Annotated in this window: 22 protein-coding genes; 15 read left to right on the top strand and 7 right to left on the bottom strand. The window is 59.9% G+C overall.

Annotated elements, in window-relative coordinates:
* Positions 1-92 precede the first annotated feature (92 nt).
* Positions 93-2,822 (bottom strand): (Fe-S)-binding protein, encoded by a 2,730-nt coding sequence (locus L1C91_RS08395; protein WP_234858870.1) that lies wholly within the window; start codon positions 2,820-2,822, stop codon positions 93-95.
* A 54-nt stretch (positions 2,823-2,876) separates the two neighbouring features.
* Positions 2,877-4,067: an AI-2E family transporter gene (locus tag L1C91_RS08390; protein WP_234858944.1), complete on the bottom strand. Its 1,191-nt coding sequence runs from the start codon at positions 4,065-4,067 to the stop codon at positions 2,877-2,879.
* A gap of 755 nt (positions 4,068-4,822) precedes the next feature.
* Between L1C91_RS08390 and dnaK the strand changes: the two genes are divergently transcribed.
* From dnaK to L1C91_RS08370, 4 genes are all read left to right on the top strand, one after another.
* Positions 4,823-6,643 carry a molecular chaperone DnaK gene (gene dnaK / locus L1C91_RS08385; protein ID WP_234858869.1) on the top strand — a complete coding sequence of 607 codons (1,821 nt, stop codon included), beginning with the start codon at positions 4,823-4,825 and terminating at the stop codon, positions 6,641-6,643.
* 16 nt (positions 6,644-6,659) lie between these two features.
* The gene (gene grpE, locus L1C91_RS08380) at positions 6,660-7,220 is read left to right on the top strand and encodes a nucleotide exchange factor GrpE (protein ID WP_234858868.1); all 561 of its coding nucleotides are present in this window, start codon (positions 6,660-6,662) and stop codon (positions 7,218-7,220) included.
* Positions 7,221-7,369: 149 nt separating this feature from the next.
* Complete coding sequence (gene dnaJ / locus L1C91_RS08375; RefSeq protein ID WP_234858867.1) at positions 7,370-8,554, top strand: molecular chaperone DnaJ; 1,185 nt, start codon at positions 7,370-7,372, stop codon at positions 8,552-8,554.
* 6 nt (positions 8,555-8,560) lie between these two features.
* Positions 8,561-8,980, top strand: a complete 420-nt coding sequence (locus tag L1C91_RS08370) for a heat shock protein transcriptional repressor HspR (RefSeq protein WP_234858866.1) — start codon at positions 8,561-8,563, stop codon at positions 8,978-8,980.
* Between the two features lie 172 nt (positions 8,981-9,152).
* On the opposite strand, the gene L1C91_RS08365 is transcribed toward L1C91_RS08370, so the two are convergent.
* From L1C91_RS08365 to L1C91_RS09485, 3 genes are all read right to left on the bottom strand, one after another.
* Complete coding sequence (locus tag L1C91_RS08365; protein ID WP_081761669.1) at positions 9,153-9,350, bottom strand: hypothetical protein; 198 nt, start codon at positions 9,348-9,350, stop codon at positions 9,153-9,155.
* A gap of 12 nt (positions 9,351-9,362) precedes the next feature.
* On the bottom strand, positions 9,363-10,337 hold the full coding sequence (locus tag L1C91_RS08360; protein ID WP_234858865.1) for an SPFH domain-containing protein: 975 nt from the start codon (positions 10,335-10,337) through the stop codon (positions 9,363-9,365).
* A 222-nt stretch (positions 10,338-10,559) separates the two neighbouring features.
* Positions 10,560-11,801 carry an alpha/beta hydrolase gene (locus tag L1C91_RS09485; protein ID WP_234858864.1) on the bottom strand — a complete coding sequence of 414 codons (1,242 nt, stop codon included), beginning with the start codon at positions 11,799-11,801 and terminating at the stop codon, positions 10,560-10,562.
* Positions 11,802-12,224: 423 nt separating this feature from the next.
* On the opposite strand from L1C91_RS09485, the gene L1C91_RS08350 reads away from it, so the two are divergent.
* Positions 12,225-13,019 (top strand): nitrilase-related carbon-nitrogen hydrolase, encoded by a 795-nt coding sequence (locus tag L1C91_RS08350; RefSeq protein ID WP_234858863.1) that lies wholly within the window; start codon positions 12,225-12,227, stop codon positions 13,017-13,019.
* On the opposite strand, the gene L1C91_RS08345 is transcribed toward L1C91_RS08350, so the two are convergent.
* Complete coding sequence (locus tag L1C91_RS08345) at positions 13,016-14,158, bottom strand: oxidoreductase (protein ID WP_234858862.1); 1,143 nt, start codon at positions 14,156-14,158, stop codon at positions 13,016-13,018. The genes L1C91_RS08350 and L1C91_RS08345 overlap by 4 nt on opposite strands.
* Before the next feature lie 150 nt (positions 14,159-14,308).
* Between L1C91_RS08345 and clpB the strand changes: the two genes are divergently transcribed.
* The 9 genes from clpB (at position 14,309) to L1C91_RS08300 (ending at position 23,842) form a co-directional block, all read left to right on the top strand.
* Positions 14,309-16,864: an ATP-dependent chaperone ClpB gene (gene clpB / locus L1C91_RS08340; protein WP_234858861.1), complete on the top strand. Its 2,556-nt coding sequence runs from the start codon at positions 14,309-14,311 to the stop codon at positions 16,862-16,864.
* A 189-nt stretch (positions 16,865-17,053) separates the two neighbouring features.
* Positions 17,054-17,221 carry a hypothetical protein gene (locus L1C91_RS08335; RefSeq protein WP_234858860.1) on the top strand — a complete coding sequence of 56 codons (168 nt, stop codon included), beginning with the start codon at positions 17,054-17,056 and terminating at the stop codon, positions 17,219-17,221.
* A 116-nt stretch (positions 17,222-17,337) separates the two neighbouring features.
* Positions 17,338-18,168 carry a sulfurtransferase gene (locus tag L1C91_RS08330; RefSeq protein WP_234858859.1) on the top strand — a complete coding sequence of 277 codons (831 nt, stop codon included), beginning with the start codon at positions 17,338-17,340 and terminating at the stop codon, positions 18,166-18,168.
* Positions 18,169-18,171: 3 nt separating this feature from the next.
* Positions 18,172-18,930: a hypothetical protein gene (locus L1C91_RS08325; RefSeq protein WP_234858858.1), complete on the top strand. Its 759-nt coding sequence runs from the start codon at positions 18,172-18,174 to the stop codon at positions 18,928-18,930.
* Complete coding sequence (gene pyrE, locus L1C91_RS08320; protein ID WP_234858857.1) at positions 18,923-19,471, top strand: orotate phosphoribosyltransferase; 549 nt, start codon at positions 18,923-18,925, stop codon at positions 19,469-19,471. The genes L1C91_RS08325 and pyrE overlap by 8 nt, the downstream gene beginning before the upstream one ends.
* On the top strand, positions 19,458-20,165 hold the full coding sequence (locus L1C91_RS08315; RefSeq protein WP_234858943.1) for a TrmH family RNA methyltransferase: 708 nt from the start codon (positions 19,458-19,460) through the stop codon (positions 20,163-20,165). Before pyrE ends, L1C91_RS08315 begins: the two co-directional genes overlap by 14 nt.
* Before the next feature lie 31 nt (positions 20,166-20,196).
* Positions 20,197-21,384: a glycoside hydrolase family 76 protein gene (locus L1C91_RS08310; protein ID WP_234858856.1), complete on the top strand. Its 1,188-nt coding sequence runs from the start codon at positions 20,197-20,199 to the stop codon at positions 21,382-21,384.
* Positions 21,385-21,510: 126 nt separating this feature from the next.
* Complete coding sequence (fbaA, locus tag L1C91_RS08305) at positions 21,511-22,545, top strand: class II fructose-bisphosphate aldolase (protein WP_021012278.1); 1,035 nt, start codon at positions 21,511-21,513, stop codon at positions 22,543-22,545.
* Between the two features lie 154 nt (positions 22,546-22,699).
* Positions 22,700-23,842 carry an FUSC family protein gene (locus L1C91_RS08300; protein WP_419178733.1) on the top strand — a complete coding sequence of 381 codons (1,143 nt, stop codon included), beginning with the start codon at positions 22,700-22,702 and terminating at the stop codon, positions 23,840-23,842.
* Here L1C91_RS08300 and L1C91_RS08295 read toward each other — a convergent pair.
* Positions 23,839-25,128: an adenylosuccinate synthase gene (locus L1C91_RS08295; RefSeq protein WP_234858855.1), complete on the bottom strand. Its 1,290-nt coding sequence runs from the start codon at positions 25,126-25,128 to the stop codon at positions 23,839-23,841. The two genes, L1C91_RS08300 and L1C91_RS08295, sit on opposite strands and share 4 nt — an antisense overlap.
* A 48-nt stretch (positions 25,129-25,176) precedes the next feature.
* Here L1C91_RS08295 and L1C91_RS08290 point away from each other — a divergent pair, with 48 nt between their 5' ends.
* The gene (locus L1C91_RS08290; RefSeq protein ID WP_234858854.1) at positions 25,177-25,935 is read left to right on the top strand and encodes a hypothetical protein; all 759 of its coding nucleotides are present in this window, start codon (positions 25,177-25,179) and stop codon (positions 25,933-25,935) included.
* The last annotated feature ends 19 nt before the right edge of the window (positions 25,936-25,954 follow it).

Here is a 25,954-nt window from a genome sequence, read left to right as displayed (position 1 = left end):
GCCGTGCACCGAAATGGGCAAATATGCGACTTTGGGAGAAACGACCAGGCAAAACACTCGACGAAGGGTGTAATTTGCCCATTTCAGTGCACTTAGGAGTCTGCGTCAGAGCCCGGGCGGGGCACGGCGCCGCCGGGGCGGGGGACACTGCTGCCTGGTTTTGGTACTGACGAGCCCGGTTTCGGCACGGATGCACCTGGCTTGGGGACGGCGCCGCCGGGGCGGGGGACACTGCTGCCGGGCTTGGGGGCGGCACTGCCGGGTGCGGGTGCTGCGGGCTTCGGCACTGATGCGCCTGGTTTCGGCACTGATGCGCCGGGCTTGGGGACGGCGCCGCCGGGGCGGGGGACACTGCTGCCCGGTTTTGGTACTGACGAGCCCGGTTTCGGCACGGATGCACCTGGCTTGGGGACGGCGCCGCCGGGGCGGGGGACACTGCTGCCCGGTTTTGGTATTGACGAGCCAGGTTTCGGCACGGATGCGCCTGGCTTGGGGACGGCGCCGCCGGGTGCTGGTGCAGCGGGCGCTGGCGGAGCAGGTGGGACAGGCGTCGCTGGGGCGGCAGGCTTCTTAGAATCCACTGACGCGGCAGGCTTTTCAGCGACTGCAGATTCGTTACCTGCAGTTTCGATGCGCTGTCGCCGAACCGGTGTCCCGAGGAACGCTTTCGCGCGGGGTGCGGGAAGCGCGCCGTCGACCATGATTGAGTCGCGTAGCATCACGGCAACGTCCCGCACCTGGGGTGCATCGGCGGCGTCTTCACCAGCGGCAGCTGTCGCCTTAATGCCTCCGCCGAGCATGGTGTTGCAGAAGGGGCAGCCGACGGCAACTTCGCCGGCGCCGGTTGAGCGGGCTTCTTCTGCGCGATTGTCGGCGATGCGTGTGCCGAGTTTTTCTTCCATGAACATGCGCGCACCACCGGCACCGCAGCAGAAGCCATTGTTGCGGTTGCGGTCCATTTCGACCAGCCCGGCTGGCCCGCCGGCGATGGATTCCAGCAGTTCGCGAGGTGGGTCGAACACCTTGTTGTGTCGGCCGAGGAAGCATGGGTCGTGGTACGTGATCGGCTTGCGGTCGCTTGCCGTCCGGGGGATCGGCTTCAGCAGCCCTTCGCGGACCAGGCGGTTAAGCAGTTGGGTGTGATGGAATACATCGAAGTGTCCGCCGAAGTCGGGGTATTCGTTGCGGAGGGTGTTGAAGCAGTGCGCGCAGGTGGTGATGATTTTGCGCTGTGCGCGTGATGACGTCGCATCTTCCGCGGCGTCATTGTTGCCGAAGGCGTTGTTTAGGGTGTTGACGTTTTCTTGCGCCAGCATTTGGAACAGGAATTCGTTGCCTGCGCGGCGTACGGGGTCGCCGGTGCAGGTTTCGCCGCTGCCGAGGACGGCGAATTTCACGCCGGCTGTGTGCAGCAGTTCGACGGTGGCGCGGGTGGTTGCGCGGGCATTGTCGTCGTAGGTGCCGGCGCAGCCGACCCAGAAGAGGTATTCGAAGTCGTCGACTTCGTGGGCGAGTGGTACCTCGATGCCGTCGCGGCGGGCGGCGTCGATCCAGTCCATGCGTTCGCTGGCGTTGCGTCCCCAGGGGTTGCCTTTGGTTTCGACGTTTTTGAACAGGCTGGTGAGTTCGCTGGGGAAGTCGGAGGCGCCGAGTACTTGGTAGCGGCGGAGGTTTGCGACGTGGTCGATGTGCTCGATGTCGACGGGGCATTGTTCGACGCAGGCGCCGCAGTTGGTGCAGGACCACAGAACGTCGGGTTCGATGACGTTGTCGACGAGGGTGAGGTAGGCGGGGCCGTCGAGGGCGGCGTCGCGGAGGTCGCGGACGAACAGTTTGGGGCTCAGTGGCTTGCCGGTGTTCCATGCGGGGCATTGTTCTTGGCAGCGGCCGCATTCGGTGCAGGTGGCGGCGTCGAGCAGCATTTTCCACGGCATGTGGCCGACGGTGCCGACTCCGGGTGGGGTGTCTTCGCCGGTTGATGACGCCGCGTCAAGGTTGGGGGTGGGCAGTTTGCCTAGCGCGGGCGCGCCGTCGGGGTTGCGCTGGTAGAAAATGTTGAAGAATGCGAGGAATCTGTGCCAGGCGATACCCCAGGATAGTTGTTGGCCGACGATGTAGAGCCACACCATGCCGGTGAGTAGTTTGAGCAGTGCGAAGGCGCTGACCATGGTGGCGTTGGCGGGTAGCCACTGTGCGATGAATCCGGAGACAGGGGAGGTCCAGTCGGCGTGGTTGAGCAGCGGGTAGGTGGAGATTTTGCCTGCTTTGACGAGGATCATCCCGACGCCTTCGAGCAGGACGACCAGTTCGACGAACAGTGCTGCGCGTTCGTTGGAGCCATAGAAGCGGCGGCGGTTGAGCCTGCGAATGACCATCAACACAACGATGCCGAGCACTGTGCCGACGCCCAGGAACTCGTCGACCACATGGTACGCGGCGGTGCGGCCGATGAGTGGCCATCCACCCGCGGGGTTGAAGGTTTGGATATAGGCCTCGAACCACACGAAGGAACCGAGGAGGAATCCGACCATCACCAGCCAGTGGGCTGCGGCGACCAGTGGCTTGCGGGCGAGTTCGGTGTGCAGTGCCACCTCTTTGATGAGGGTGGCCAGCCGTCGGCCTGGCTGGTTGAGCCTGCTTACCGCGGTGAGCTCCGCGACGTCATTAATTGTGTTTTCTTTCGCGCCTGAACGGATGAAGGTAACCAGGCGGGCGACTCCCTTGCCGAAAAACCACCAAGCTGGGGCGGAGAGGATGAGGCCAAGGAGGCCTATGGTCATCGTCTCTGCGGTGATCGTGGGGCAGGAAGCGAAAAGGGGCATGGCCAGTAGCTTAAATCAGCTGGCCATGCCCGAAAAGCTAGGGGCGGGTTAGCTCTATGCCTTTTTGGTTTTAGTTGCCATGGCGGAGAGTTTCGTCTTGATGGTGTCGAGGACGTTACCGCTGTCGTCGTTGTTGTCGCCGGTGGCAAGTTCGATGTCATCGGTGGTTTTTTCGCCAGCGCGCAGAGCCACGAGGTCACCGTGGTAGCGGATCCATACGGCGATGGTGGCGGCGACGGGGACAGCCAGGAAGGCGCCAACGATCTTGAACAGGCTGCCGCCGACGGTGACGGACAGAAGCACAATAACCGGGTGCAGATCCATGGCCTTGGACTGCAAGATGGGCGACAGAATGTGGCTCTCCAACTGCTGCACGGCGATGATCAGGACGAGCACCATGATGGCGTTGGTGACACCGTTAGATACCAAAGCGATGAGGACGGAGATCGCGCCTGCGGAGATGGCGCCGACGATCGGGATGAAGCCGGCGAAGAAGGTCAGGACGACCAGCACGAGCGCGAGCGGCACCTTCAAAACGATCAGGCCGATGCCGATGAAGATGGCGTCGACAAGGGAGACCATGGCCTGCGCGCGGATGAACCCTGCGAGGGTCACCCAGGTGCGGCTGAGAACCTCGGTGAGGTGGTAGCCCCAGCTAGGGCCGGTGGTGCGGCGTACCCAGGGGAGGAACTTGGGGCCGTCTTTGAGGAAGAAGAAGGTGAGGACCAGGCAGATCACGCCGGTGACGATGACCTCAGAGGCGGTGGATACGCCGCTGATCACGCCGGAGGTGATGGCGTCGCCCTGCGCGCGCGCCTTGTCCAGGAGTTCGTCAACGGCGTTGTTGACCTGCTCGGCCTTAATGTTCAGCGGCGGGCCCTGGATGTAGTCCTGCAGTTTGTACGCGCCGGCGAGGGCCTGGTCGTAGAGCTCCTTGGATTGGCTGGTCACCGTGGGTGCCATGGCGGCGAAGATGCCACCGACGATGGCGAAGCAGCCGAGCACGACGGTTGCGACGGCTAGTGCCGGCGGGAATTTATGCGCGCGTAGCCAGCGCACGGGCGGCCAAAGGACGGTGCACACCAGGATGGAGAGCAGGATGGGGAGGATGCCGCTCCATACCTTCGCGAGCCCGATGCTGGCGATGTATAGGGCGATGGCGACGACGATGAAGCGCAGTGCCCAACCAGCGACCCAGCGGCCGTCGCGGCCGATGATGATGGCGCGGTCGGTGCTGGCGGACATAGTCGCGTCGGAGCCGTCGGCGGTGTCGGCGACGTTGTCGGCGATGGTGTCGGCCAGGTCTGGCAGGCTGTCACCATTGGAAGGGCTGTTGGTGGGCCCTTGGGGGGTTGTGTTCACGTTTCACCTTTTCTTCATTACGCATTTACTGTGCAAACCATAGAGGACAACGCGTTGCAGTTGCTACTTTCGTTGCTACTTGGGTGATGGGGTTGTCGTGTGGGTTCTAAGTGTTGTATTCGCTACACTGTGCAATCGTAGCGCTCCGAAAGCTTCACTTGTGCTGTCGTCCTTTGTCGGGGGCCATAGTGTGGCCGTGCACGTTATGGCATGTGGTTTATCGCCGTCGGTGGCGTCCGTATTGCATCGTTTTTGAGGAAGTTATGCAGATTTTTCGTGTGCGAACAGGCCTTGTAGCTGCGGCTACGTGTGTTTCTTTGGCAATGGCATGTTTGCGACCTTTGGCGCGAATGGTTCCTCCGGTGCCGGAGTTCCCTTCTGGGGGCCGCACGGGCGCAATTAGTGTTAATTAGCGTCGGCCCGGCGGCTTGGAGCCGCTGACAATGGGCACCTGATTTGGTTGTAAAATTCCAGCTTAGGTGCCCTTTTTGCATTTATGTGATGCAAAACACATGCAAAACTTGAGTCTAGTGGGAACAAGTTTGTAGGATGCATACGTTGTACGGTGTGAAAGGTTGAGTCAGGCAGGCTCAACCGGACTGTAGAAGAAACGTAGAAAACTAATAAGGAGAATCATTATGGGACGTGCAGTAGGCATCGACCTCGGAACCACTAACTCTGTTGTATCTGTACTTGAAGGCGGCGAGCCCGTCGTTATTGCCAACGCTGAAGGCTCTCGCACCACCCCCTCGGTGGTTGCTTTCGCTAAGAACGGCGAGGTTCTTGTCGGCCAGTCCGCTAAGAACCAGGCAGTCACCAACGTTGACCGCACCATCCGCTCCGTGAAGCGCCACATCGGCCAGGACTGGACTGTCGACATCGACGGCAAGAACTACACCCCTCAGGAAATTTCTGCCCGCACTTTGATGAAGCTCAAGCGCGACGCTGAATCCTACTTGGGTGAGGACGTGACTGACGCCGTCATTACTGTCCCGGCTTACTTCTCTGACTCCCAGCGTCAGGCAACCAAGGAGGCTGGCCAGATCGCGGGTCTCAACGTCCTGCGTATCGTTAACGAGCCCACCGCAGCTGCACTGGCTTACGGCCTTGAGAAGGGGGACAAGGAACAGACCATCCTGGTCTTCGACCTTGGTGGCGGTACCTTCGACGTCTCCCTCCTGGAGATCGGTGATGGCGTGGTCGAGGTTCGCGCAACCTCCGGCGATAACGAGCTTGGTGGCGATGACTGGGATCAGCGCATCGTTGACTGGTTGGTTGAGAAGTTCAAGGCAGCCAACGGCATCGACCTGACCAAGGACAAGATGGCTCTGCAGCGTCTGCGTGAGGCTGCTGAGAAGGCAAAGATCGAGCTGTCCTCTAACCAGTCCGCAAACATCAACCTGCCCTACATCACTGTGGATGCAGAAAAGAACCCGCTGTTCTTGGACGAGACCTTGTCCCGTGCTGAGTTCCAGCGCATCACCCAGGATCTGCTGGACCGCTGCAAGGCTCCGTTCAACCAGGTCATCAAGGATGCCGGCATTAGTGTTGGCGACATTGACCACGTTGTGCTCGTCGGTGGTTCCACCCGTATGCCTGCAGTCTCCGAACTGGTGAAGGAACTTACCGGTGGCAAGGAGCCCAATAAGGGCGTTAACCCGGATGAGGTTGTTGCGGTCGGTGCTGCCCTCCAGGCTGGTGTGCTGCGTGGCGAGGTCAAGGACGTGCTCCTGCTCGACGTCACCCCGCTGTCGCTTGGTATTGAGACCAAGGGTGGCGTGATGACCAAGCTGATCGAACGCAACACCACCATTCCGACCAAGCGTTCGGAGACTTTCACCACCGCTGAGGACAACCAGCCCAGCGTTCAGATCCAGGTCTTCCAGGGCGAGCGCGAGATGGCTGCTGCCAACAAGCTGCTCGGTTCCTTCGAGCTGACCGGTATCGCTCCGGCTCCCCGTGGTGTTCCGCAGATCGAGGTCACCTTCGACATCGACGCTAACGGTATCGTCCACGTCACCGCGAAGGACAAGGGCACCGGCAAGGAAAACACCATCAAGATTCAGGATGGTTCTGGCCTGTCCCAGGATGAAATCGATCGCATGATCAAGGACGCCGAGGTTCACGCTGAGGAGGACAAGAAGCGCCGCGAGGAGCAGGAGGTCCGTAACTCTGCTGAGTCCATGGTGTACCAGACCCGCAAGGCTGTCGAAGACAACGCCGACAAGCTGTCCGATGACGTCAAGAACAAGGTCGAAGAGGCCGCTAAGGGTGTCGAAGAGGCTCTGAAGGGTGAGGACATCGAGGCAATCAAGTCCGCTGTCGAGGAGCTGTCCAAGGGGTCCATGGAAATGGGCAAGGAGCTCTACGAGACTCAGGCTGCAGAGGCCGGTGCTGAGGGCGACTCTGACGATGATGTTGTTGACGCTGAGGTTGTCGACGACGAAGACAACAAGTAAGTAGAGGTGTTGTGTCGTGAGCGATCAGCAGGAAGAGCCGACCACGCTGTCTGAAGAGGAAGCTCTCGCCAAGTTGGCGGAGCAGTCGGAGCAGTCGGAGTCTGAACAGCCGGACGATGACGCCGCGTCGGTTGAGGAAGCAGTTGACGAAACGGTTGAGCCTGACGTCGCGCAGCAGCTTGCTGAGCGTACAGAGGACTTGCAGCGGGTGACGGCGGAGTACGCAAACTTTCGCCGTCGCACCGAGCGCGACCGAGCAGCAGTGGTGGCTGCCGCGAAAGCTAGCGTCGTTGCCGAATTGTTGGCCGTTGTCGACGACCTGGAGCTCGCCGAAAAGCACGGTGACCTGCAGGGGCCACTGAAGGCGGTTAATGACAAAATTCGTGCGACCTTCACCAAGTTCGACGTTGTCGAGTTTGGTGCAGAGGGCGACGAGTTTGACCCTGAGCGCCACGAGGCTGTTCAGGACACCTCCACCGGTGAAACCAAGGTGATCGGTACGGTCCTTCGCTCTGGTTGGGCGATGGGTGATCGTCTGATCCGTACCGCAATGGTGATTATTGCGGATCCGGCCTAAGCGAGGCTGCTTTTAGGCCACAATAGCGGGGTCGGTGGACAGTATTTCTGCTGCTGACCCCGCTTTTTAGTGGAAATTTTAGACAACATTAAAACAAAAATTATTTATTTAGCTATCCGGTCGAATAGCCGGAAAGGAGGAGATGCCCAGTGAGCAAAGCTGAATGGGCTGAAAAGGACTATTACGCGGATCTGGGGGTCTCCTCGTCCGCAACCCACGACGAGATTAGGAAGGCGTACAGGACGCTTGCCCGGGATAATCACCCGGATAAGAATCCCGGTGATGCTGCTGCAGAGGAGCGTTTCAAGAAGGCTGCGGAAGCTTACGACGTCATTGGTGATGAAAAGAAGCGCGCGGAGTACGACGAGCTGAAGGCCATGATCGCCCAGGGTGGTTTTGGCCGGTTTGGAGGCGCTGAGGGCGGCAGGTTTCGCGGGCAGGAAGGGTTCAATATTTCCGACCTCTCGGATCTCTTCGGTGGATCTGGACCGGGTGGAGGTTTTTCTGCGGAGGGCGGTCTTGGCGACATCTTCGGCGGCATGTGGGGTGGCGGCGGTGGCTCTTCTCGCCGCCAAGCGCGGCCGCGGCGAGGGTCGGATGTAGAAACCGACGTCACCCTGGATTTCCGCGAGGCTGTGTTGGGTACGCAGCTGAGTTTGCAGATCAAGGGCAATGCTCCCTGTAAGACCTGTCATGGGTCGGGGTCGACGTCTGGTAACCCAACGACGTGCGGTACCTGCCACGGTAGCGGTTTCGTCAATGAAAACCGTGGTGCTTTCGGTTTCAGTGCGCCGTGTTCAGACTGCAATGGTTCCGGCCGCGTCGTCACGGATCCGTGTGCGGATTGCCGCGGTGCTGGTGTGCAGAATCGTGATCGCACGATCAACGTGAAGATCCCTCCGGGGATGAATGATGGGCAGAAGGTGCGCTTGGCGGGCCGCGGCGAGGCTGGGCCTAATGGTGCTCCCAGCGGCGATGTGTTGGTCACCGTGCACGTTCGGCCTGACAAGTTGTTTGAGCGCAAGAATGACAACTTGTTGTTGACGGTGCCGGTATCCTTTGAAGAGTTGGCTTTAGGTACAACTTTGTCTGTCCCCACGCTGAATGGTCGTGTGAAGGTGAAGGTTCCTGCCGGCACCAACGATGGCCGTGTGTTGCGGGTTAAGGGCAAGGGTGTTCCTCGCCGCAAGGGCGCTGCCGGTGACTTGCTGGTGAAGCTGGCTGTGCAGGTTCCCAGCTCGCTTGATGACGCCGCGAAGCAGGCGCTGCAGGCTTACGCTGACGCTGTGGCTGCTCAGGGTGTTGATCCGCGTGATGGCTGGGCAGGGGCGTGATGAGTGATGAGCAACAATTCGCGTTCTTCGGCCGGGCAGTCGGAGCAGGGTGAGAAGGCGTATGTCATCTCGGTAGCTGCCGAGCTTGCTGGGATGCATGCGCAGACGTTGCGTACGTACGATCGCATGGGTTTGGTGACCCCCGCCCGGACTCGTGGGGGTGGCCGCCGCTATTCGCAAGATGACGTTGATACATTGCGTACGATTCAGCGGCTAAGCCAGGACAAGGGCGTTAACCTTGCTGGCATTAAGGAAATTCTGCAGCTCAAGGTGGAAAATGAGGCTTTGCGTGCTGAGAATGCTCAGTTGCGGCGGGACAATGAACGTCTTTCGGCGCAAAGGGGTCGGCCGCGCGGTGAGCTGGTGCATGTGCCTCGTTCGACGTCGATTGTGGTGTGGGAAAACCGTAGAGGTCGCAGCTGTTAGTTAGTGCGGTTCTTTTAGGACAGTGCCGCCAACAGGATAGGTACTACGACGAGGGCGACGACGAACACTAGGAAAACTTTCGCTGACCAGTGCGCCAAGTACGTAGGGCTGCCAAGATATTCTGTGCATTTGGTCTTCCGGTGAATGTTTCCAATAGTGGGTAGTTGGTAATTTACACCTCTTTTTCAGGTGGTCGACCCCGGCGGGGTAGTGGGCCGGCGCTGCGGGGCATGCGGCCCTCCCGCTTGAGGGCATCGCGAAGGAGCACTTCGATGAGTGCGTTGACGCTACGGAGGTCATCAGCCGCCCACCTGGCAAGGGCGGCATAGACGTCGGGGTCTAGCCGAAGGGGGACTTGTTTCCTTGGCATGAGGCGGTCGTTTTAGGGGTACAGATTGCCGGCATTGACCACGGGGGTGGTGTTGTTTTCGCTGCACAGTACGACCAGGAGGTTGGAAACCATCGCTGCTCGGCGTTCGGGATCGAGGTCAACGATGTCGCGCTTTTCCAGCTGGTCGAGGGCGGATTCGACCATTGAAACTGCGCCCTCGACGATGGTTTCCCGCGCATCCACGATTGCCGAGGCCTGTTGGCGTTGCAGCATTGCCTGGGCAATTTCCGGCGCGTAGGACAAGGCGGAGATGCGAGCCTCGACGATTTCGAGGCCTGCGACGGCGACGCGGGCGGCGACCTCATCGGCGATTTCCGCGCTTACGACGTCGGTGGATCCGGAGAGGGAATGCGCATACTGCGCTGAGGGGGCGTAGGGGTGGGTTGAGGCGACGTGGCGCAGGGCTGATTCTGCTTGGGCTCGGATGAACTCATCGACCTCTTCCACGGCGAAGGTGGCTTTAGCGGTATCGGCTACCTGCCAGACGATGATGGCTGCGATGTCAATGGGGTTGCCGCCGGCATCATTGACCTTGAGGACGTTGGTCTCGAAGTTGCGGACACGTACGCTGACTTTCGTTGCGTAGGACAGCGGTGGGACGACAGTTAGTCCCGTCCGCCGGTTGGTGCCTAGGTACTTGCCAAACAGCTGCAGGACCTGGGTGTGTCCGGGGGAGACGACCTTGACCATGCTGAACAGGATGGGCGAGGCGATCAGTGCCAGTACGGCGACAATGCCAAGTAGTATGCCCAGGCCAACGCTAGTTTCCATGAGTGCCGCCATGGCTTGAAGCGCGAGCAAGGCTGCAATTCCCAGCAGGGCGACTGCAATGACGAGGGTGCTAATGGCGGCTGCTGCCCCGCCTGTGGTTGCGGGCCGTTCCTGGACATCAACGTTGGTGCCTGTGTGGCCTACTGGATCGGTAGACACTTCGACGGTTTGGGGGATTTTTGGGTCATTACTCATACATAAAGTGATATCACATTTTGAGGATTTGGGACATTATCGAGGGGGGCTTACCAGCGATTTTTAGCTTAACGAAAGTGATCTGCAAATTTAAGCAAAGATTTTTGTAAATTTTTTTCTCAAATATGGTGGCGCACTACACCCAGACCAAGTGCATGCTTGTGTCTTACTCCTACAAGCCCACCGGCCTGTTCTAAGGAGCCATATCCCCCCGGGTTGGCCCTAGGGAGCTGAAGCCCGGCGGAGTACATCGAGGAAGTCCTCGCTTTCCCAGTAGCCACTGTGGTCCGCGGGGACTTCCACCCCAATCGCTCCGAAAGATTCACCACCCGGGTCGGGACCGAACAGCCCCTGATGGTTGCTGGTTGCCACCCGTATCGGATCTGAAGTGCCCATCACCGCATACACTTTTCCGCCGGGCTTGATCCGAAGATCCTCCACATCATGCGCCCCAGTCCCCGGGCTGCCCACAAAAACCACGGAATCCACGGGCAGGCCCTGGCGCGCTGCAAGGCCCGCTACTAGAGAACCATAGGAATAGCCCACCAACGTTAAGGTACGATCCGAGCCACTACTGGAATCATTGTCCCTTAGTTGATTGGCGTAGTGCTCGATGAATGAATGAACATCCCCGGCGGCGTCATGCGCGCGTCGGTCGCTGATACCGAAGGGCAGCACCCCCGGGGCGTCATAACCCGTCCACATCACTACACGAGAATCTGTTGCGGCCGCTGTCGTCAACGCCCGCTGCAGGTTGCGTTCCCACGAACTGTCGCTGCTGGACCCAACACCGCCGACAATAATGATGTGGCTGCTGGCGCCGGGATCGCCGACTGCGTAGGCAAAGCCTTCACCGGGGGAGTCGAGCAATTCCGCCTCAGGGTGCTGTGAAACCCACAGCTTCACGTCATGGGGATGAGGCGGCCACGGCGCATCGAGCTGGTCGAGGCCATCTGCCGCGGCAGTTAACACGGGCATGAGGGAAGGATTGGTGAATTGCGCGATACGGCGAAGCTCAGCGGCACCATGCTGGTCTATGGCCCAGGAAATCTGACCAAAAGTATCAAACAATGCCCGAGCGTCAGGAAGTAGTTCGACCGCATGGTCCGCGGCATACAACATATTCCCCGAGCGCAGGTAAATCCCCACGGCAGCAAGATGATCGATTGCTTCGGCCACTCGATGCTCAAGATTCCGACGGGCGGTGGCGATTGCGCTGGTAACACCTGCTGCCTGCTGCAACACCGAGATGACCTGTTCAGCGGGGGAGGTCAGCCGCAGGTGGGTGGTGAACGCTTCGTCGAAGGCTGCTCCGCTGACGCTTCGCCCAAGGTGGGCATACCAGCTATCGCTGACGAGCTCGCGATGATCCGACAGTTGCTGTGCCCACACGTACAAGGCTGCCTCGAGGGTGGATAAGCCATGGGATGCTGGGGGTGGGCCGGTGGGTAGACGAAGACTCACCGCGTGCGCCCTCCATCCAACACCTCGGCCAGGACATCGTCCTGCTGCCACACGTTGGCAATAAACTCTGCAACCGATGCCCGCAGCTGGGCAACTGCCTGATCCATAAGCGAAGTTGAGTGCTCGCAGGCAGATACTAAATCTGATGCGGCGGATCGGAAGGTTTCTAAGGATCCTAGGTGTTCGCAAAAGCCTAAGCCTGTTGAGTCGGGCGGTGACACTTGTGGTCGCGGCATCGGGTCGAAACAAGGCATCGCATCCAAAAAGCTGGAGTTCATAATGCTTAAGTGTTCGTTGAGCGGTGATTGTTTGGAAGTCATGGCACCAGTGTGCGAGATACCTGTGCTGTGGGCACTGTATCCGCATAGCTTGGTTGTGGACAATAGTGCTGCGAGTTAGAAGAATTTCACATAGGCTTGACCCATGCGTGTTGCACTAGCCCAGCTCACAACAGGTCCCAGCCCTTCCGATAATGCCCGGCAAGTATGCCAACTAATTTCCGAGGCAAGCGGGAAAGGCGCGCAACTTGTGGCGTTTCCGGAGGCAACGTCGCAGGCTTTTGGAACCGGGCGGCTCGATCACAATGCGGAGTGCATCGAAGATTTCCTAGCCCCCATCCGGCAGGCAGCTCAAGAGCATTCCATCGCGTTGGTCGTCGGTGGCTTCACCCCAGCCGACAACCAACAGGGGCGCAATCGGGTGCACAATACCTTGTTCGTCGTCCTGCCGGACGGCACTGAGCACCGGTATAACAAGCGCCACTGTTACGATGCCTTCGGGTTTAAAGAGTCTGACAACGTCAAGCCAGGCGAAGCCAATCTGACCTTCACCTACGAAGGGATCTGCTGGGGCGTAGCAACCTGTTACGACATCCGCTTCCCGCAGCAGTTTAAACAGCTCGCACGCGCTGGGGCCCAGGCGATCATCGTGTCCGCATCGTGGCAAAGTGGGCCGGGCAAAGTACGCCAGTGGAACACCTTGGGCTCTGCTCGGGCAATGGACTCCACCTGCGTGGTTTTCGCTGTCGACCAGGCGGACCCCGAAACCCAAGGGATTACTCGCGAAGGCCCATGCGGCGTGGGCAATAGCGGTGTTTTCCTAGCGGACGGAACCCCTGCAGATAGCCTTGGTGCCGAGCCCGGACTGCTCATCTACGATCTGGACGTCGAGGGTGTTGACGCCGTGCGAAAAACTCTGCCGGTGCTGGCCGACGATTAGCCGGAAGCAGTACGCAGCGAGCGGATGTGACTGCCCGGAGTGCCTGCTGCACGCATGGCCGACGCGACGTCATTGATGGTGCGATCGTGTGCGAAGATCAACACGTCCCGGTCCTCCCAGCTGCCGAAGCGCGGAACTACGTCAGCAAGGGACCCGATGTGGGGCAGGTGTAGGCCGCGGGGGCAGGAACAATGCTCGGTGGGGGACAACCACCAGGGATCTTGTTCTTCCTGGTAGACCGGGGTGATGGATAACCACGGGCTTGTGCCGGCCAACTGCCACAGCCCCAAAAGGTCATAGAGCCGGCCCGGTGAAGTGCCACCGAAGAATAGGTGAGTGCGGGTAGTGACGCCGCGTTGGAGCAGGTCGAGGATGATCGCGCGGGCCGATGCGAGACCTGTTTCTTCGGCAATGAGAAGTAGTTCCTGATCGCCTGTCACGGCGGTATTCCCGCTGGCAAGCCCCAGTGTCCAGGTGTCGCCCGTACGGGGCATCGGGGAAGGCTTGTGCAAGTGAAATTCGACGTGGCCTTGATCGTTGGGTGGCAGGGCGGGGGCGAGGCGGCGCCACTGACCGGGGGTGATATCCGGGCAGGCCTGGACGTGCTGTCCGGCGAGGTAAGTGATGGGGCGTTGCGCGACCATGCGGACGACAACAATGTCCGCGTTGCGCTGTTCGACGTCGACGACGGTTGCGGTGGTGGTTGTGGACTCTAGGGTTTCGGCGTGCGTAGCCATGAGCGAACATGCTGCGCGCAGCGCTTTTTCGGCTGCGAGTACCTGCTGGAAGGGCTGGTCGGCGCAGCTATCGCGTAGTGCTTCGCAGAGGGCGTCCGCTGCGGCAAGGTACAGCGCGGGGTCGGGTGGCATGTAGGCCACGTGTTCGGCGGCGAGGGCGCGCAGGGCACTGACCCCCGCGGCGTCAATACGCGGTGAGAGGGGTGTTTGTGTGCCGGAATCCTGCGGGCCCGGGGTGCTGTGGGTGAGGGTGAACAGGACTGCGGTGGTGAGTTCGGTGTGGGGGTTGGGGCCGAAAAACGATATGAGGCCTGGGGCTCGGCGCAGGAGCGCGGAGTGTGCGAGGTCGCCGAAGTGGGTGAGGCGCTGTGGGTCGGCGCGGAGGGTGTCGGCGAGAGTCACCACCTCATTATGCCGCAGCGCGCGAGGTTGAGTGTGGTCGACTCAAAAAATTTTGTAGATTTTTTTACTTGAGTGGAACACACTCAACTTCTCGTGCGTTATACATAATAAGAGGGCGCAACAAGCCCCATAGACAAAAGGAGAAACATAATGGATACATTCACACCAACCACAAAAACCAATGAAGCTTTACAGGCAGCCTTGCAGCAGGCCAGTGCATTAGGAAACCCCGACATTCGCCCAGCCCACATACTGGTGGCGTTGCTTAAACAGCAAGATTCCATCGCTTACCCGGTGCTTAAAGCCGCAGGCGTTGAAGCCGATGAGGTGCTGACTAAGGCGCAGGCACTTGTCGATTCTTACCCCAAAGCCCAAGGCTCCGGTATCGCGAAGCCGAACTTTAACCGCGACTGCCTGAACGCTTTTACCGCAGCCCAAGAGCTAGCCGGTGAGCTTGGCGACGAGTTTGTCTCTACCGAAGTCCTGCTTGCAGGTATTGCGCGCGGAGAATCCGATGCTGCGAAAGCTATGCAAGAACTGGGCGCTACCTACGACGCTGTGAAGGGTGCTTTTCCGACTGTGCGCGGTAGCCAACGCGTCACCAGCGAGGACCCCGAGGGGCAGTTCCAGGCATTGGAGAAGTACTCCACCGACCTCACCAAGCGTGCCCGCGAAGGCAAGATCGATCCCGTCATTGGTAGGGATGAGGAAATCCGCCGCGTGGTACAGGTGCTGAGCCGACGTACCAAAAATAATCCGGTGCTTATTGGTGAGCCCGGTGTGGGTAAGACAGCCATTGTCGAAGGTCTTGCACGCCGTATTGTTGCGGGTGACGTCCCTGAGTCCCTCAAGGGCAAGACGCTGATTAGCCTTGACCTGGGTTCGATGGTCGCCGGCGCTAAATACCGCGGTGAGTTTGAGGAACGCCTTAAGGCCGTGCTCGACGAAATCAAGAATGCCGACGGGCAGATCATCACCTTCATCGACGAGATCCACACCATCGTTGGTGCCGGCGCGACCGGTGACTCCGCAATGGACGCCGGCAATATGATCAAGCCGTTGCTTGCCCGCGGTGAGCTGCGTTTGGTTGGTGCCACAACTCTGGAGGAGTACAGGAAGTACATCGAGAAAGACGCCGCGTTGGAGCGTCGTTTCCAGCAGGTTTACGTGGGTGAACCCAGTGTTGAAGACGCCGTGGGTATCTTGCGTGGCCTGAAGGAACGCTACGAGGTGCACCACGGTGTGCGCATCCAGGACTCTGCGCTAGTTGCTGCGGCTACTCTGTCTGACCGATACATCACGTCCCGCTTCCTGCCGGATAAGGCCATTGACCTCGTGGATGAGGCTGCCAGCCGATTGCGTATGGAGATTGATTCCTCCCCGGAGGAGATCGACGCTTTGGAGCGCACGGTTCGCCGCTTGGAGATCGAGGAGATGGCTCTGGCGAAGGAAACGGACGCCGCGTCGGTCGAGCGCCTGGCTAAGCTGCGCCAAGAACTCGCGGATGAACGCGAGACTTTGAGCGAGCTGACTGCCCGCTGGTCCAATGAGAAAACCGCCATTGACAAGGTGCGTGAGGCCAAAGAGCAACTGGAATCGCTGCGCCAGGAGTCCGAGATTGCCGAGCGTGAAGGTGACTTTGGCAAGGTTGCAGAGCTGCGCTACGGCCGCATCCCCGAGTTGGAGAAGCAAGCCGAGGCGGCTGAAGCGGAGGTGGCGGAATCCGGTAACAATTCTATGCTGTCGGAGGAAGTCACCCCGGACACCATCGCCGAGGTGGTCAGCGCCTGGACTGGTATTCCCGCCGGCAAGATGATGCAGGGTGAGACCGAAAAACTGCTGGAGATGGAGTCCTTCCTCGCCAAGCGCGTTGTTGGCCAGGACGAAGCCGTCGTGGCAGTGTCGGATGCTGTGCGACGTGCCCGCGCGGGCGTGTCCGATCCTGACCGCCCCACCGGTAGCTTCCTGTTCCTCGGCCCCACGGGTGTGGGTAAGACGGAGCTTGCGAAGTCCTTGGCGGAATTCCTCTTTGACGACGAGCGCGCTATGGTCCGCATCGACATGAGCGAGTACGGCGAGAAGCATGCTGTTGCCCGCCTGGTTGGTGCTCCTCCCGGATACGTTGGTTACGACCAGGGTGGCCAGTTGACGGAGGCTGTGCGCCGCCGCCCCTATACCGTGGTGCTGTTCGACGAGGTGGAAAAGGCCCACCCGGATGTCTTTGACATTTTGTTGCAGGTGTTGGACGAAGGTCGCTTGACCGATGGCCAGGGCCGCACGGTGGACTTCCGCAACACCATCTTGATCCTCACCTCCAACCTGGGTGCCGGCGGTACTAGGGAGCAGATGATGGACGCGGTGAAGGCAGCGTTCAAGCCGGAGTTTGTGAACCGCTTGGATGATGTTGTGATCTTTGATCCTCTAAGCAAGGAGCAGCTGACCAGCATCGTTGACATCCAGATTGGGTCTCTGCAGAAGCGTTTGGCTGCCCGCAGGTTGACGCTGATCGTTGATGACGCCGCGAAGGTCTGGTTGGCGGAGCGTGGTTACGACCCTGCGTATGGTGCCCGCCCGTTGCGCCGTTTGGTGCAGCAGGCCATTGGTGACCAGTTGGCTAAGAAGCTGTTGGCTGGCGATGTGCGTGATGGTGATGCCGTGTTGGTGAGTGTCGCCGAGGACGGCGAGTCCTTGAGCGTAGGCGTTTAGTTTCCCGTCGCCCTAGGTAGTTGAAGTAGGGGATGCCAATTGACTGGCATCCCCTACTTCTTCATATTATCCACAGGTATGTGAGTGCATTTTCCCGGTTTTTTAATCTATTTTTAAGCTTTGCTGCAGTATGGGTCACATTCGGGGGTAGCCTGCCACGGCGTATCCTTAAGCACCCACAACCGTTGGATGTCGCAACGCCTCGGCACCGAAGGCACCGGCTCCGGTAGCCACAACAAGCAACCCTTCGCAGATGCGCACACACTGGCGGACAAAGGCCGCTACATCACCCAACTGGAAGCCGAAAACGCGTTTGTAAAAAAAGCGGCCGTCTTCTTCGCGAAACAGCAACCGTAGACAACAAATGCTGCTTTATTGCCCGTGAAGAAGGCACAACGATGTTGACCATCACTGATATGTGTCGTCTACTGGACACTCACCGACCCACTCTGACCAGGGTTACACTGATAGGCATGAGTATCATTGTTAGCGTCGAGGAACTCACCAACCGGCTTTACCACGGCAGCCGCACAACACTGCTGGCCTGCACCTGGGTCGCTGGCGAAGGCGCAACTCAAAAAAAGTTTCACTCCGAGCACATCCCCACAGCACTGAGCTGTGACCCAGCAACCCAACTGGCCGCGGTACCCAGCAGCAAGCTCGGACGAAACCCACTGCCTGACAAAGCAATACTCCAACGCGCATTCAACTCCTGGGGTCTCCAAGACAACCATGAGGTCGTCGTCTACGACCAAGGCAAAGGCATCTACGCCGCACGTGCCTGGTGGATCCTCACCTGGGCGGGCGTGAGCAACGTCAAAATCCTCGACGGCGGACTCGATGCATGGGAAGCAGCCGGCGGCGACACTGTAGGCGGCCCCGGCAACCTACACAACAACTGCACCCTAACCCCAGAGCCCGGCCAACTTCCCGTCGCCACCATCGATGACGTCAAAGCAGGCAACAAACTACTCATCGACACTCGCGAAGCAAACCGCTACCAAGGCCGCAAAGAGCACCTAGACCTCAAGGCAGGACACATCCCAGGCGCAGTCAACCTGCCCTCCCGCGAACTGCTTAACGAAGACAACACATACAAAACCCCCGAGCAGATCCGCACAGCGTTTGAATCCGTCGGAGTCACCGACCCCCGCGACGTCATTATCTATTCCGGATCCGGCATCCACAGCTGCCAAGCCGTCGCCGCCATGCACCACGCAGGACTCCCCGGAGCAGCAATCTACATGGGCGGCTGGTCACAATGGTGCGCCAACCCCAACAACCCGGTACAACACGGGGCCTAACACATGCTCACGGGCCTGCTCACGCGCATCGCAGACGCACTCCAACGCGCTGCAAACAAGGGCTCCCGCATGCTCCGAAAAAACACCGCCACAAACAGCCAGGCGGAACTAGCGGAAGCATGGGGGCTGCCCGGCAAAAAACTCAAGCACACTCAGAAGCACGAGTACCTCAGCCACCACGTGTACACCACGCAGGACCCACCACTCGTCGCTGTCAAACGCACCGTCGGCTCGCCGCAAACACTCAGCTTCTTCCGGGAAGAAAACCAATGGACCTGCGACAACCCCCACATGGACGCAGACCCCCGCACTCACCCCGCACTGCAAGAACTGCCGGAAAAATTCACCAAAATATGGTGCATCTCCGACTGGCTCGTCGCAGCAGGCGATACCGAACCACACCCGGGCCTGATCACGCTGGCCAACATCGCGCACATACTGCCCAGCAAACACACCCCGTGGGAAGAACTTTTACGCGTCGACACAGACGACAACAACGCACAGGCCGTCACACCCCCACTGCCCCAACCCCCCACCATCAAACTGCCCACCCGATACCAACACGAACAACGCGGCAGCATCACCCCCACAGGGCTCGGCGCAGACGAAGTGGAGGCCATCGCAGAAAAACTCGAACAGCCCAACGTCAGTGACTTCGCCGGCACCCGCGTCATACGCAACCTACCCAACACCTCAGTTATCTTTGAAGACGCAACTGAAGAGGCTGACACAGCAACAACAAAGAAAGAAACCAATGACTAAAGTCGACCAACTTGCCCTCAAACGCCTCGCCGAACTGGTGAAAAAACTCGCCGTCGTTCACGGACGAGTGACCTTGAGCTCCGGAAAAGAAGCCGACTACTACGTCGACCTACGCCGTGCCACCCTCCACCACGAAGCCTCGCCTCTCATCGGTAAACTGCTGCGCCAACTCACCAGCGACTGGGACTACGCCCACGTCGGAGGCCTCACCCTCGGTGCAGACCCGGTAGCAACAGCCATTATGCACGCAGAAGGCCGTCCCATCGACGCGTGCGTCGTGCGCAAAGAAGCCAAGAAACACGGCATGCAACGCCGAATCGAAGGCCCTGACATTGTCGGCAAAAAGGTACTCGTCGTTGAAGACACCACCACCACAGGCAACTCGCCGCTCACCGCTGTCGCAGCACTGCGAGAAGCCGGTGCAGAAGTAGTAGGTGTCGCAACAGTAGTTGACCGCAACACCGGCGCAGGCGACGTCATCGCCGCCGAAGGCCTCGAATACCGCTACCTCCTCGGCCTCGAAGACCTTGAGCTCGCATAACACCCCTCAGTCCGACGCTGCGACAGGTGAGGCCGCACAGGCAGTAGGCCCAACAGAGTGGAACCCCCGCCCCGTTGGGCTCGGGCCTTGGGTCGAAGAACACCCCGGCCAACCACTGCCCGACGACCCGCGCTACGACCCAGTGCTGTTGGCCGAAGGCGACCGCCGTAACGTCGTCGACCACTATCGCTACTGGCGGCGCGAAGCCATCGTCAAAGACCTCGACACCAAACGCCACCCGTTGCACATCGCGATCGAAAATTTCGAAAACGACGCCAACATCGGCACCGTGGTGCGCACCGCCAACGCCTTCGCCGCATCCATGGTTCACATCGTGGGGCGCAAGCGCTGGAACCGCCGGGGTGCGATGGTCACCGACCGCTACCAGCACCTCATGCACCACCCGGACGTCGACCACCTGTTGAAGTGGGCACGCGATAACGACCTTGTTGTCGTGGCGATCGACAACACCCCCGGTTGCGTACCACTGGAAACCACAGACCTTCCACGCAACTGCCTGCTGCTCTTCGGCCAAGAAGGCCCCGGCGTGACCGAAGCCGCCCAACAAGGCGCCCTCATGACGTGCTCCATCGCCCAATTTGGGTCGACACGATCCATCAACGCGGGGGTGGCTGCGGGTATCGCCATGCACGCATGGATCCGCCAACACGCCGATTATGGTAATAGTTGGTAACAATCAGCATTACCACGACGAAAAGATAATCGTGCAAGAAAAATGGGCGTACCGCGCTGACCTCGCGGAGCAAGCAATCAACGAACGGCATGCCAGCCGAGTCTGGGGTATTCCCAAAACCAACCTTGCGGTCGTCACCTGGCCACCCACCGGCCGGGACAAGCTGTTCTTCCACTGGCACTACTGGTGGCAGGCACACTATCTCGACTGCCTCATCGATGCTGCACACCGTCACACCACCCCAGCCCGTCTCGCACGGGTGAAATACACACTGCGGGGTATCCGTGTGCGCAACCTACGCAACGTGCGAGCCAACCGCTACTACGACGACAAAGCGTGGCTGGCGCTGGCCTCACAACGCGTCGCCGGCTTGAAAAAACAAAAAGTACCCAAGTACCTTAAGCCGCTGGAAAGCGACATCCAAGGTAGCAAAGACTCCCTCATGGGTGTGGTGCCCTGGCGTACAAACGAAACTTTCTACAACGTTCCCACCAACGGTCCCGCAGCCATCATGTTTGCGCGGGCAGGGCAATTGGGTGCGGCCAAAGAGCTCACCGACTGGGTGTTTGACAACCTAGTAGGCGACGACGGACTGGTCATGGACGGCGTGCGTATGCGCATGCACGGGCCCGAAGTGGTCAAAGACATCCACCCGTACTGCCAGGGCGTCATGCTGGGTGCCTGCCTAGAAATCTCCGATGCCCTACGCAAAGCAGCGGGTCTGGAGCAGCCCATCAGTTCGATCGCTGACGCAGAAAAAGCCGATGAAGCCATGGGCTACATCACCAAACTTCGGGACCTAGTGCACTCCATCGCCAAGACAATGGCAACGCCCGGGGGCGTTATTGACTGGCAGACCGGTGGCGGTGACGGTGGACTATTCAAGGGGATCCTCGCCCGCTACCTCGCAGACGTCGCTGTCCGATTGCCCGATGATTCCGGACTTAATCGGGCAACTCGGAAGATCGCTGCCCGTTTGGTTCTGTCTTCTGCGGAGAGTGTCTGGAACCACCGCCTCGAAATAGATGGGCTCCCCGTCTTCAGTGCCGATTGGGTTAATGACGCCGCGTTGCCACAGAATTCAGGCGTCGTCGGCTCCTCCATTTCTGGTGCCGTGAGCAGCTCACAAATTGCTGAACGAGACCTATCCGTGCAGTTATCAGGCTGGATGCTGCTCGAGGCTGCAGCACGAGTATCGCAGGCTGGCTACGCGCGATAACCTGCGGTAGGGGCGACGTCAGGACCCCAAAAAGGTGGGATATCTCACGACTCCAGCGCGAAAGTGTCCAATCGGGCATAATCGGAAGGTAGAGAACTTAAGACACCCAACTTGGAGGTTTGTTTAATGCCCATCGCAACCCCGGAAGTCTACGCCGAGATGCTCACCAAGGCGAAGAACGGCGGCTACGCCCTTCCCGCCATCAACTGCACCTCGTCCGAGACCATTAACGCAGCCCTCAAGGGCTTCGCCGACGCAGAAAGCGACGGCATCATCCAATTCTCCACCGGTGGTGCAGAGTTCGGCTCTGGCCTCAACGTCAAGAACATGGTCAAGGGTGCAACCGCCCTCGCCGCGTTCGCACACGAAGCAGCAAAGAACTACCCGATCAACATCGCGCTGCACACTGACCACTGCCAGAAGGAAAAGCTGGACACCTACGTCCGCCCCCTGATCGCCATCTCCCAGGAGCGCGTCGACCGCGGCGAGCTGCCCCTGTTCCAGTCCCACATGTGGGACGGCTCCGCTATCCCGATCGATGAGAACCTCGAAATCGCCCAGGAGCTGCTGGCTAAGGCTAAGGCCGCCAACATCATCCTCGAGCTCGAGATCGGTGTCGTCGGTGGCGAAGAAGACGGCGTCGAAGCCAAGGCTGGTGCACAGCTGTACACCTCCGTCGAAGACTTCGAAAAGACCATCGACGCCATCGGCGCCGGTGAGCAGGGCCGCTACCTGCTGGCTGCAACCTTCGGCAACGTCCACGGCGTCTACAAGCCCGGCAACGTCAAGCTGCGTCCCGAGGTCCTCCTCGAAGGCCAGAAAGCAGCCGCTAAGAAGCTCGGTCTCGACGAAGGAGCAATGCCCTTCGACTTCGTCTTCCACGGTGGCTCCGGCTCCGAGAAGGAAAAGATTGAAGAAGCCTTGCGCTACGGCGTTGTGAAGATGAACGTCGACACCGACACCCAGTACGCCTTCACCCGCCCCGTCGCCGGCCACATGTTCACCAACTACGACGGCGTTTTGAAGATCGACGGCGAAGTCGGCAACAAGAAGGTCTACGACCCCCGCTCCTACCTCAAGGCTGCTGAGGCCGGCATGGCAGAGCGCGTCGTCGAGTCCTGCACCGACCTGCACTCCGTAGGCACCACCCTGAACAAGTAAACCCTGTACCCCTGCAGCTAAAGCAGGCGGAACAGCTTAAAACCCTGCAGCGTTACCCACCACTACCATGGAAGGGCAACGCCGCGGGGTGTTTGCTTTTGTACTGTTTAAACCCAGCACAGTAACCTCACGAGCCAACAATGGGAGGCCGACGATGCCCACGATGGGCCTGTACTACGCACCCAACCTCATCACCACACGATGGCAACGACTCAAAGCCTCGCTGTTTCCCATCCTCCAAGTAGGCGTCGCAGCGGGCTTCGCAAACCTCATTGCCGTCCACCTGTTCAGCCACCACCAGCCTTTCTTCGCCCCCATGGCCGCAGTTATCGTCCTCGGCCTTACCGGTGGGGACAGACTGCGGCGAGCAGTCGAACTCAACATTGGTGTGTCCTTGGGTGTTGGTGTGGGTGACCTTTTCGTCGGGCACTTCGGTACCGGCTGGTGGCAAATGCCGCTGCTCGTCATAGCCTCCCTCGCCGTAGCCGTGTTCCTCGACAAAGGCCCGCTCATGGCCACCCAAGCCGCCCTGGGGTCGGTGTTGATCGCAACCATCATGCCGCCCGGCACCTCCGGCGGATCGAGCCGCATGCTTGACGCTTTCGTCGGTGGCTTTATCGGCGTCATCGTCATCGCTCTCATGCCAACCAGCCCGCTTAAGGGCGGGCGCATGGAAATTTCTAAAGTGCTCGCATTAACTGCCTCCACCCTCGCAGAAGTTGCTGCAGCAATTCCCGAACAAGACGCCGAGCGCATTCAGAAAGCTCTGAAGAAAGCTCGTGGTTCGCAGGCAAACATCAACAGAATGATCGCCGCAGCGAAAGAGGGCGAGGAATCAGTCGCGGTGTCGCCCCTGTTGTGGCGCCATAAGCGTCGCATCAAGTCCTTGGTGCGCATCCTGAACCCCGTCGATAATGCGATGAGAAACACCCGTGTGCTCTCGCGACGGGCACTCACCCTGGTTGAAGACCATGACACCGTGTCGAAAGAGCAGCTGTGGATTATCTCCAGTCTTGCGGATGTAGCTGGCCAATTAGCTGAGCTCTACACGAAATCCGGCGACCTAGATGAACATGTTGCGATCCCTGAGCTAGTTCGACGCTTGCGCGAATTGGGGGCTCGCGCTGGACTGGAAGTGGCCGAGGGTGGGGTGCTGACCGCGCAGGTGATTCTAGCGCAGTCGCGGTCGATCATTGTCGACCTGTTGCAAGTATGCGGGATGTCGCGCTACTCGGCTGTGGCAGTGCTTCAGCCGACGAGCGAGCACCCCGCGATGCCCCCCGAGGTGCGCGACTAGTTGTCCATCACGTCGTGGCGGACGATGGTCTGGTCGCGGCCGGGGCCAACGCCAATGTAGGAGATGCGGCAACCAGATAGCTCCTCCAAGCGCAGGACGTAGTCCTGAGCCTTCTGGGGGAGTTCCTCAAAGGTCTTGCAGCCCGTGATGTCTTCGTCCCACGCCGGCATCGTTTCGTAGATGGGGGTTGCGTGGTGGAAGTCGGACTGGGTCATCGGCATCTCGTCAAAGCGAGTTCCATCAACGTCGTAGGCAACGCAGATCGGGATCTCACCGATGCCGGTGAGCACATCGAGCTTGGTGAGGAACAAATCGGTAAAACCGTTGACGCGGGAAGCGTAGCGGGCAATCACAGAGTCGTACCAACCACAACGGCGCTTACGGCCGGTGTTCACGCCGATTTCACCGCCGGTGGTTTGCAGGAACTCGCCCCACTTGTCGAACAGTTCAGTGGGGAAGGGGCCGGCACCGACACGGGTGGTGTAGGCCTTGATGATTCCCAGGGAGCTGGTGATCTTCGTGGGGCCGATGCCGGAGCCGACGCAGGCACCACCAGCGGTCGGGTTGGAGGAGGTCACGAAGGGGTAGGTGCCGTGGTCGACGTCCAGCATGGTTGCTTGGCCGCCCTCCATCAGCACATGCTTGCCCTCATCAAGAGCCTTGTTGAGCTCCAGTTCGGCCTCGATAACCATGGGACGTAGGCGGTCGGCGTAGGACAGGAAGTACTGCACAATTTCTTCAGCCACGATGGCTTTACGGTTGTACATCTTCACCAAGATTTGGTTCTTGACGTCCAGTGCGGATTCGACCTTCTGGCGCAGGATGGACTCGTCAAAGATGTCCTGGACGCGGATGCCAACGCGGGAGACCTTATCGGCGTAGGTCGGGCCGATACCGCGGCCGGTGGTGCCGATAGCGCGCTTGCCTAGGAAGCGCTCCTGTACGCGGTCGAGGACCTGGTGGTAGGGGGCAACAACGTGGGCGTTGGCGGAGATACGCAGGCGGGAAGCGTTGGCGCCGCGGGCCTCTAGGCCATCGATTTCCTCAAACAGGGCTTCGAGGTTGATGACGACGCCGTTGCCGAGGATGGGGGTGGCGTTTTCGGAGAGCACACCGGCGGGCAGCAGCTTGAGTTCGTATTTTTCACCGCCGACGACGACGGTGTGGCCGGCGTTGTTACCACCGTTGGGTTTGACGACGTAGTCGACGAGCCCGCCGAGGATGTCTGTGGCTTTGCCTTTTCCTTCGTCGCCCCATTGGGCACCGACGATGACGATTGCGGCCATTATGTTCCTTATTTCGCGTGCGTACTGCGGACGTTGCATCATTGTACTATGTTGATCTTGCGCTGTGGCCAGGCCGTCTGCCCTGTGGAATGCGTGGACCTTCCTGCGGTCCCAGGCCGTCGTGACTTGCGGGTGGTTGACGACTACTGCGCGCAGGCATTGCCGGAGGATCCGACCCCTTCGTTGGACGAGATGTTCCGCAGTCCGGAAGCGCCGCACCAGGGGGAACCCGGCCCTGCCCCGCAGGCGGCGTACATCCAGGGGGATCCGCGGATTGTGGTTGTGGGTTGTGACGCCGCGTTGTCTGCCGTCCTCACGCGTTTGATGCGCCGCGATAGCCTGTGGATGCCCGTGGCGTGGGTGCCCGAGGATATGCGCAGCCCGGCCGCTGTGAACTTTGGCATCGTTGACCCGTGGTCGCTGGCATTCGAGGGCACCGTGCGCCCTGCTCCGTGTATTCGTGATGACGCCGGGGTGGTTGTTGCCGGTCAGGCGGAGATTACCGTGCCACTGGGTGAGGTGGTGGTTGATTCGCAGGTGTTGGTGTCGAAGGTGCGGCAGCGTCGCTTCTTTGATGCGCCGGAGGTTGCGCGGTTGGTGCCGCTTATGGGGGCGCCGGGGATTGCGGCGACGGTCGTGGGGCGCCGGGGTAACGCGGCGTCATTAATTAAGACGGGTAGGGCAGTGCAGGCGGGGGGAAGTGGACTGATTGTCAGTGTGGATGGGGTGCAGCGGCCACGGGAAGTGGATAAGGTGACTTTCTATAGGCACGTGCGTGATCTGCAGATTGTGCGGCCTGGCCGCTAGAGATACTTTACTGCTACAC

The organism is Corynebacterium argentoratense, assembly GCF_021491455.1.
Lineage (GTDB): Bacteria > Actinomycetota > Actinomycetes > Mycobacteriales > Mycobacteriaceae > Corynebacterium > Corynebacterium argentoratense_A.
The sequence above is the reverse complement of the archived record's forward strand: the minus strand, read 5'-3'. Positions and strand labels throughout refer to the sequence as shown.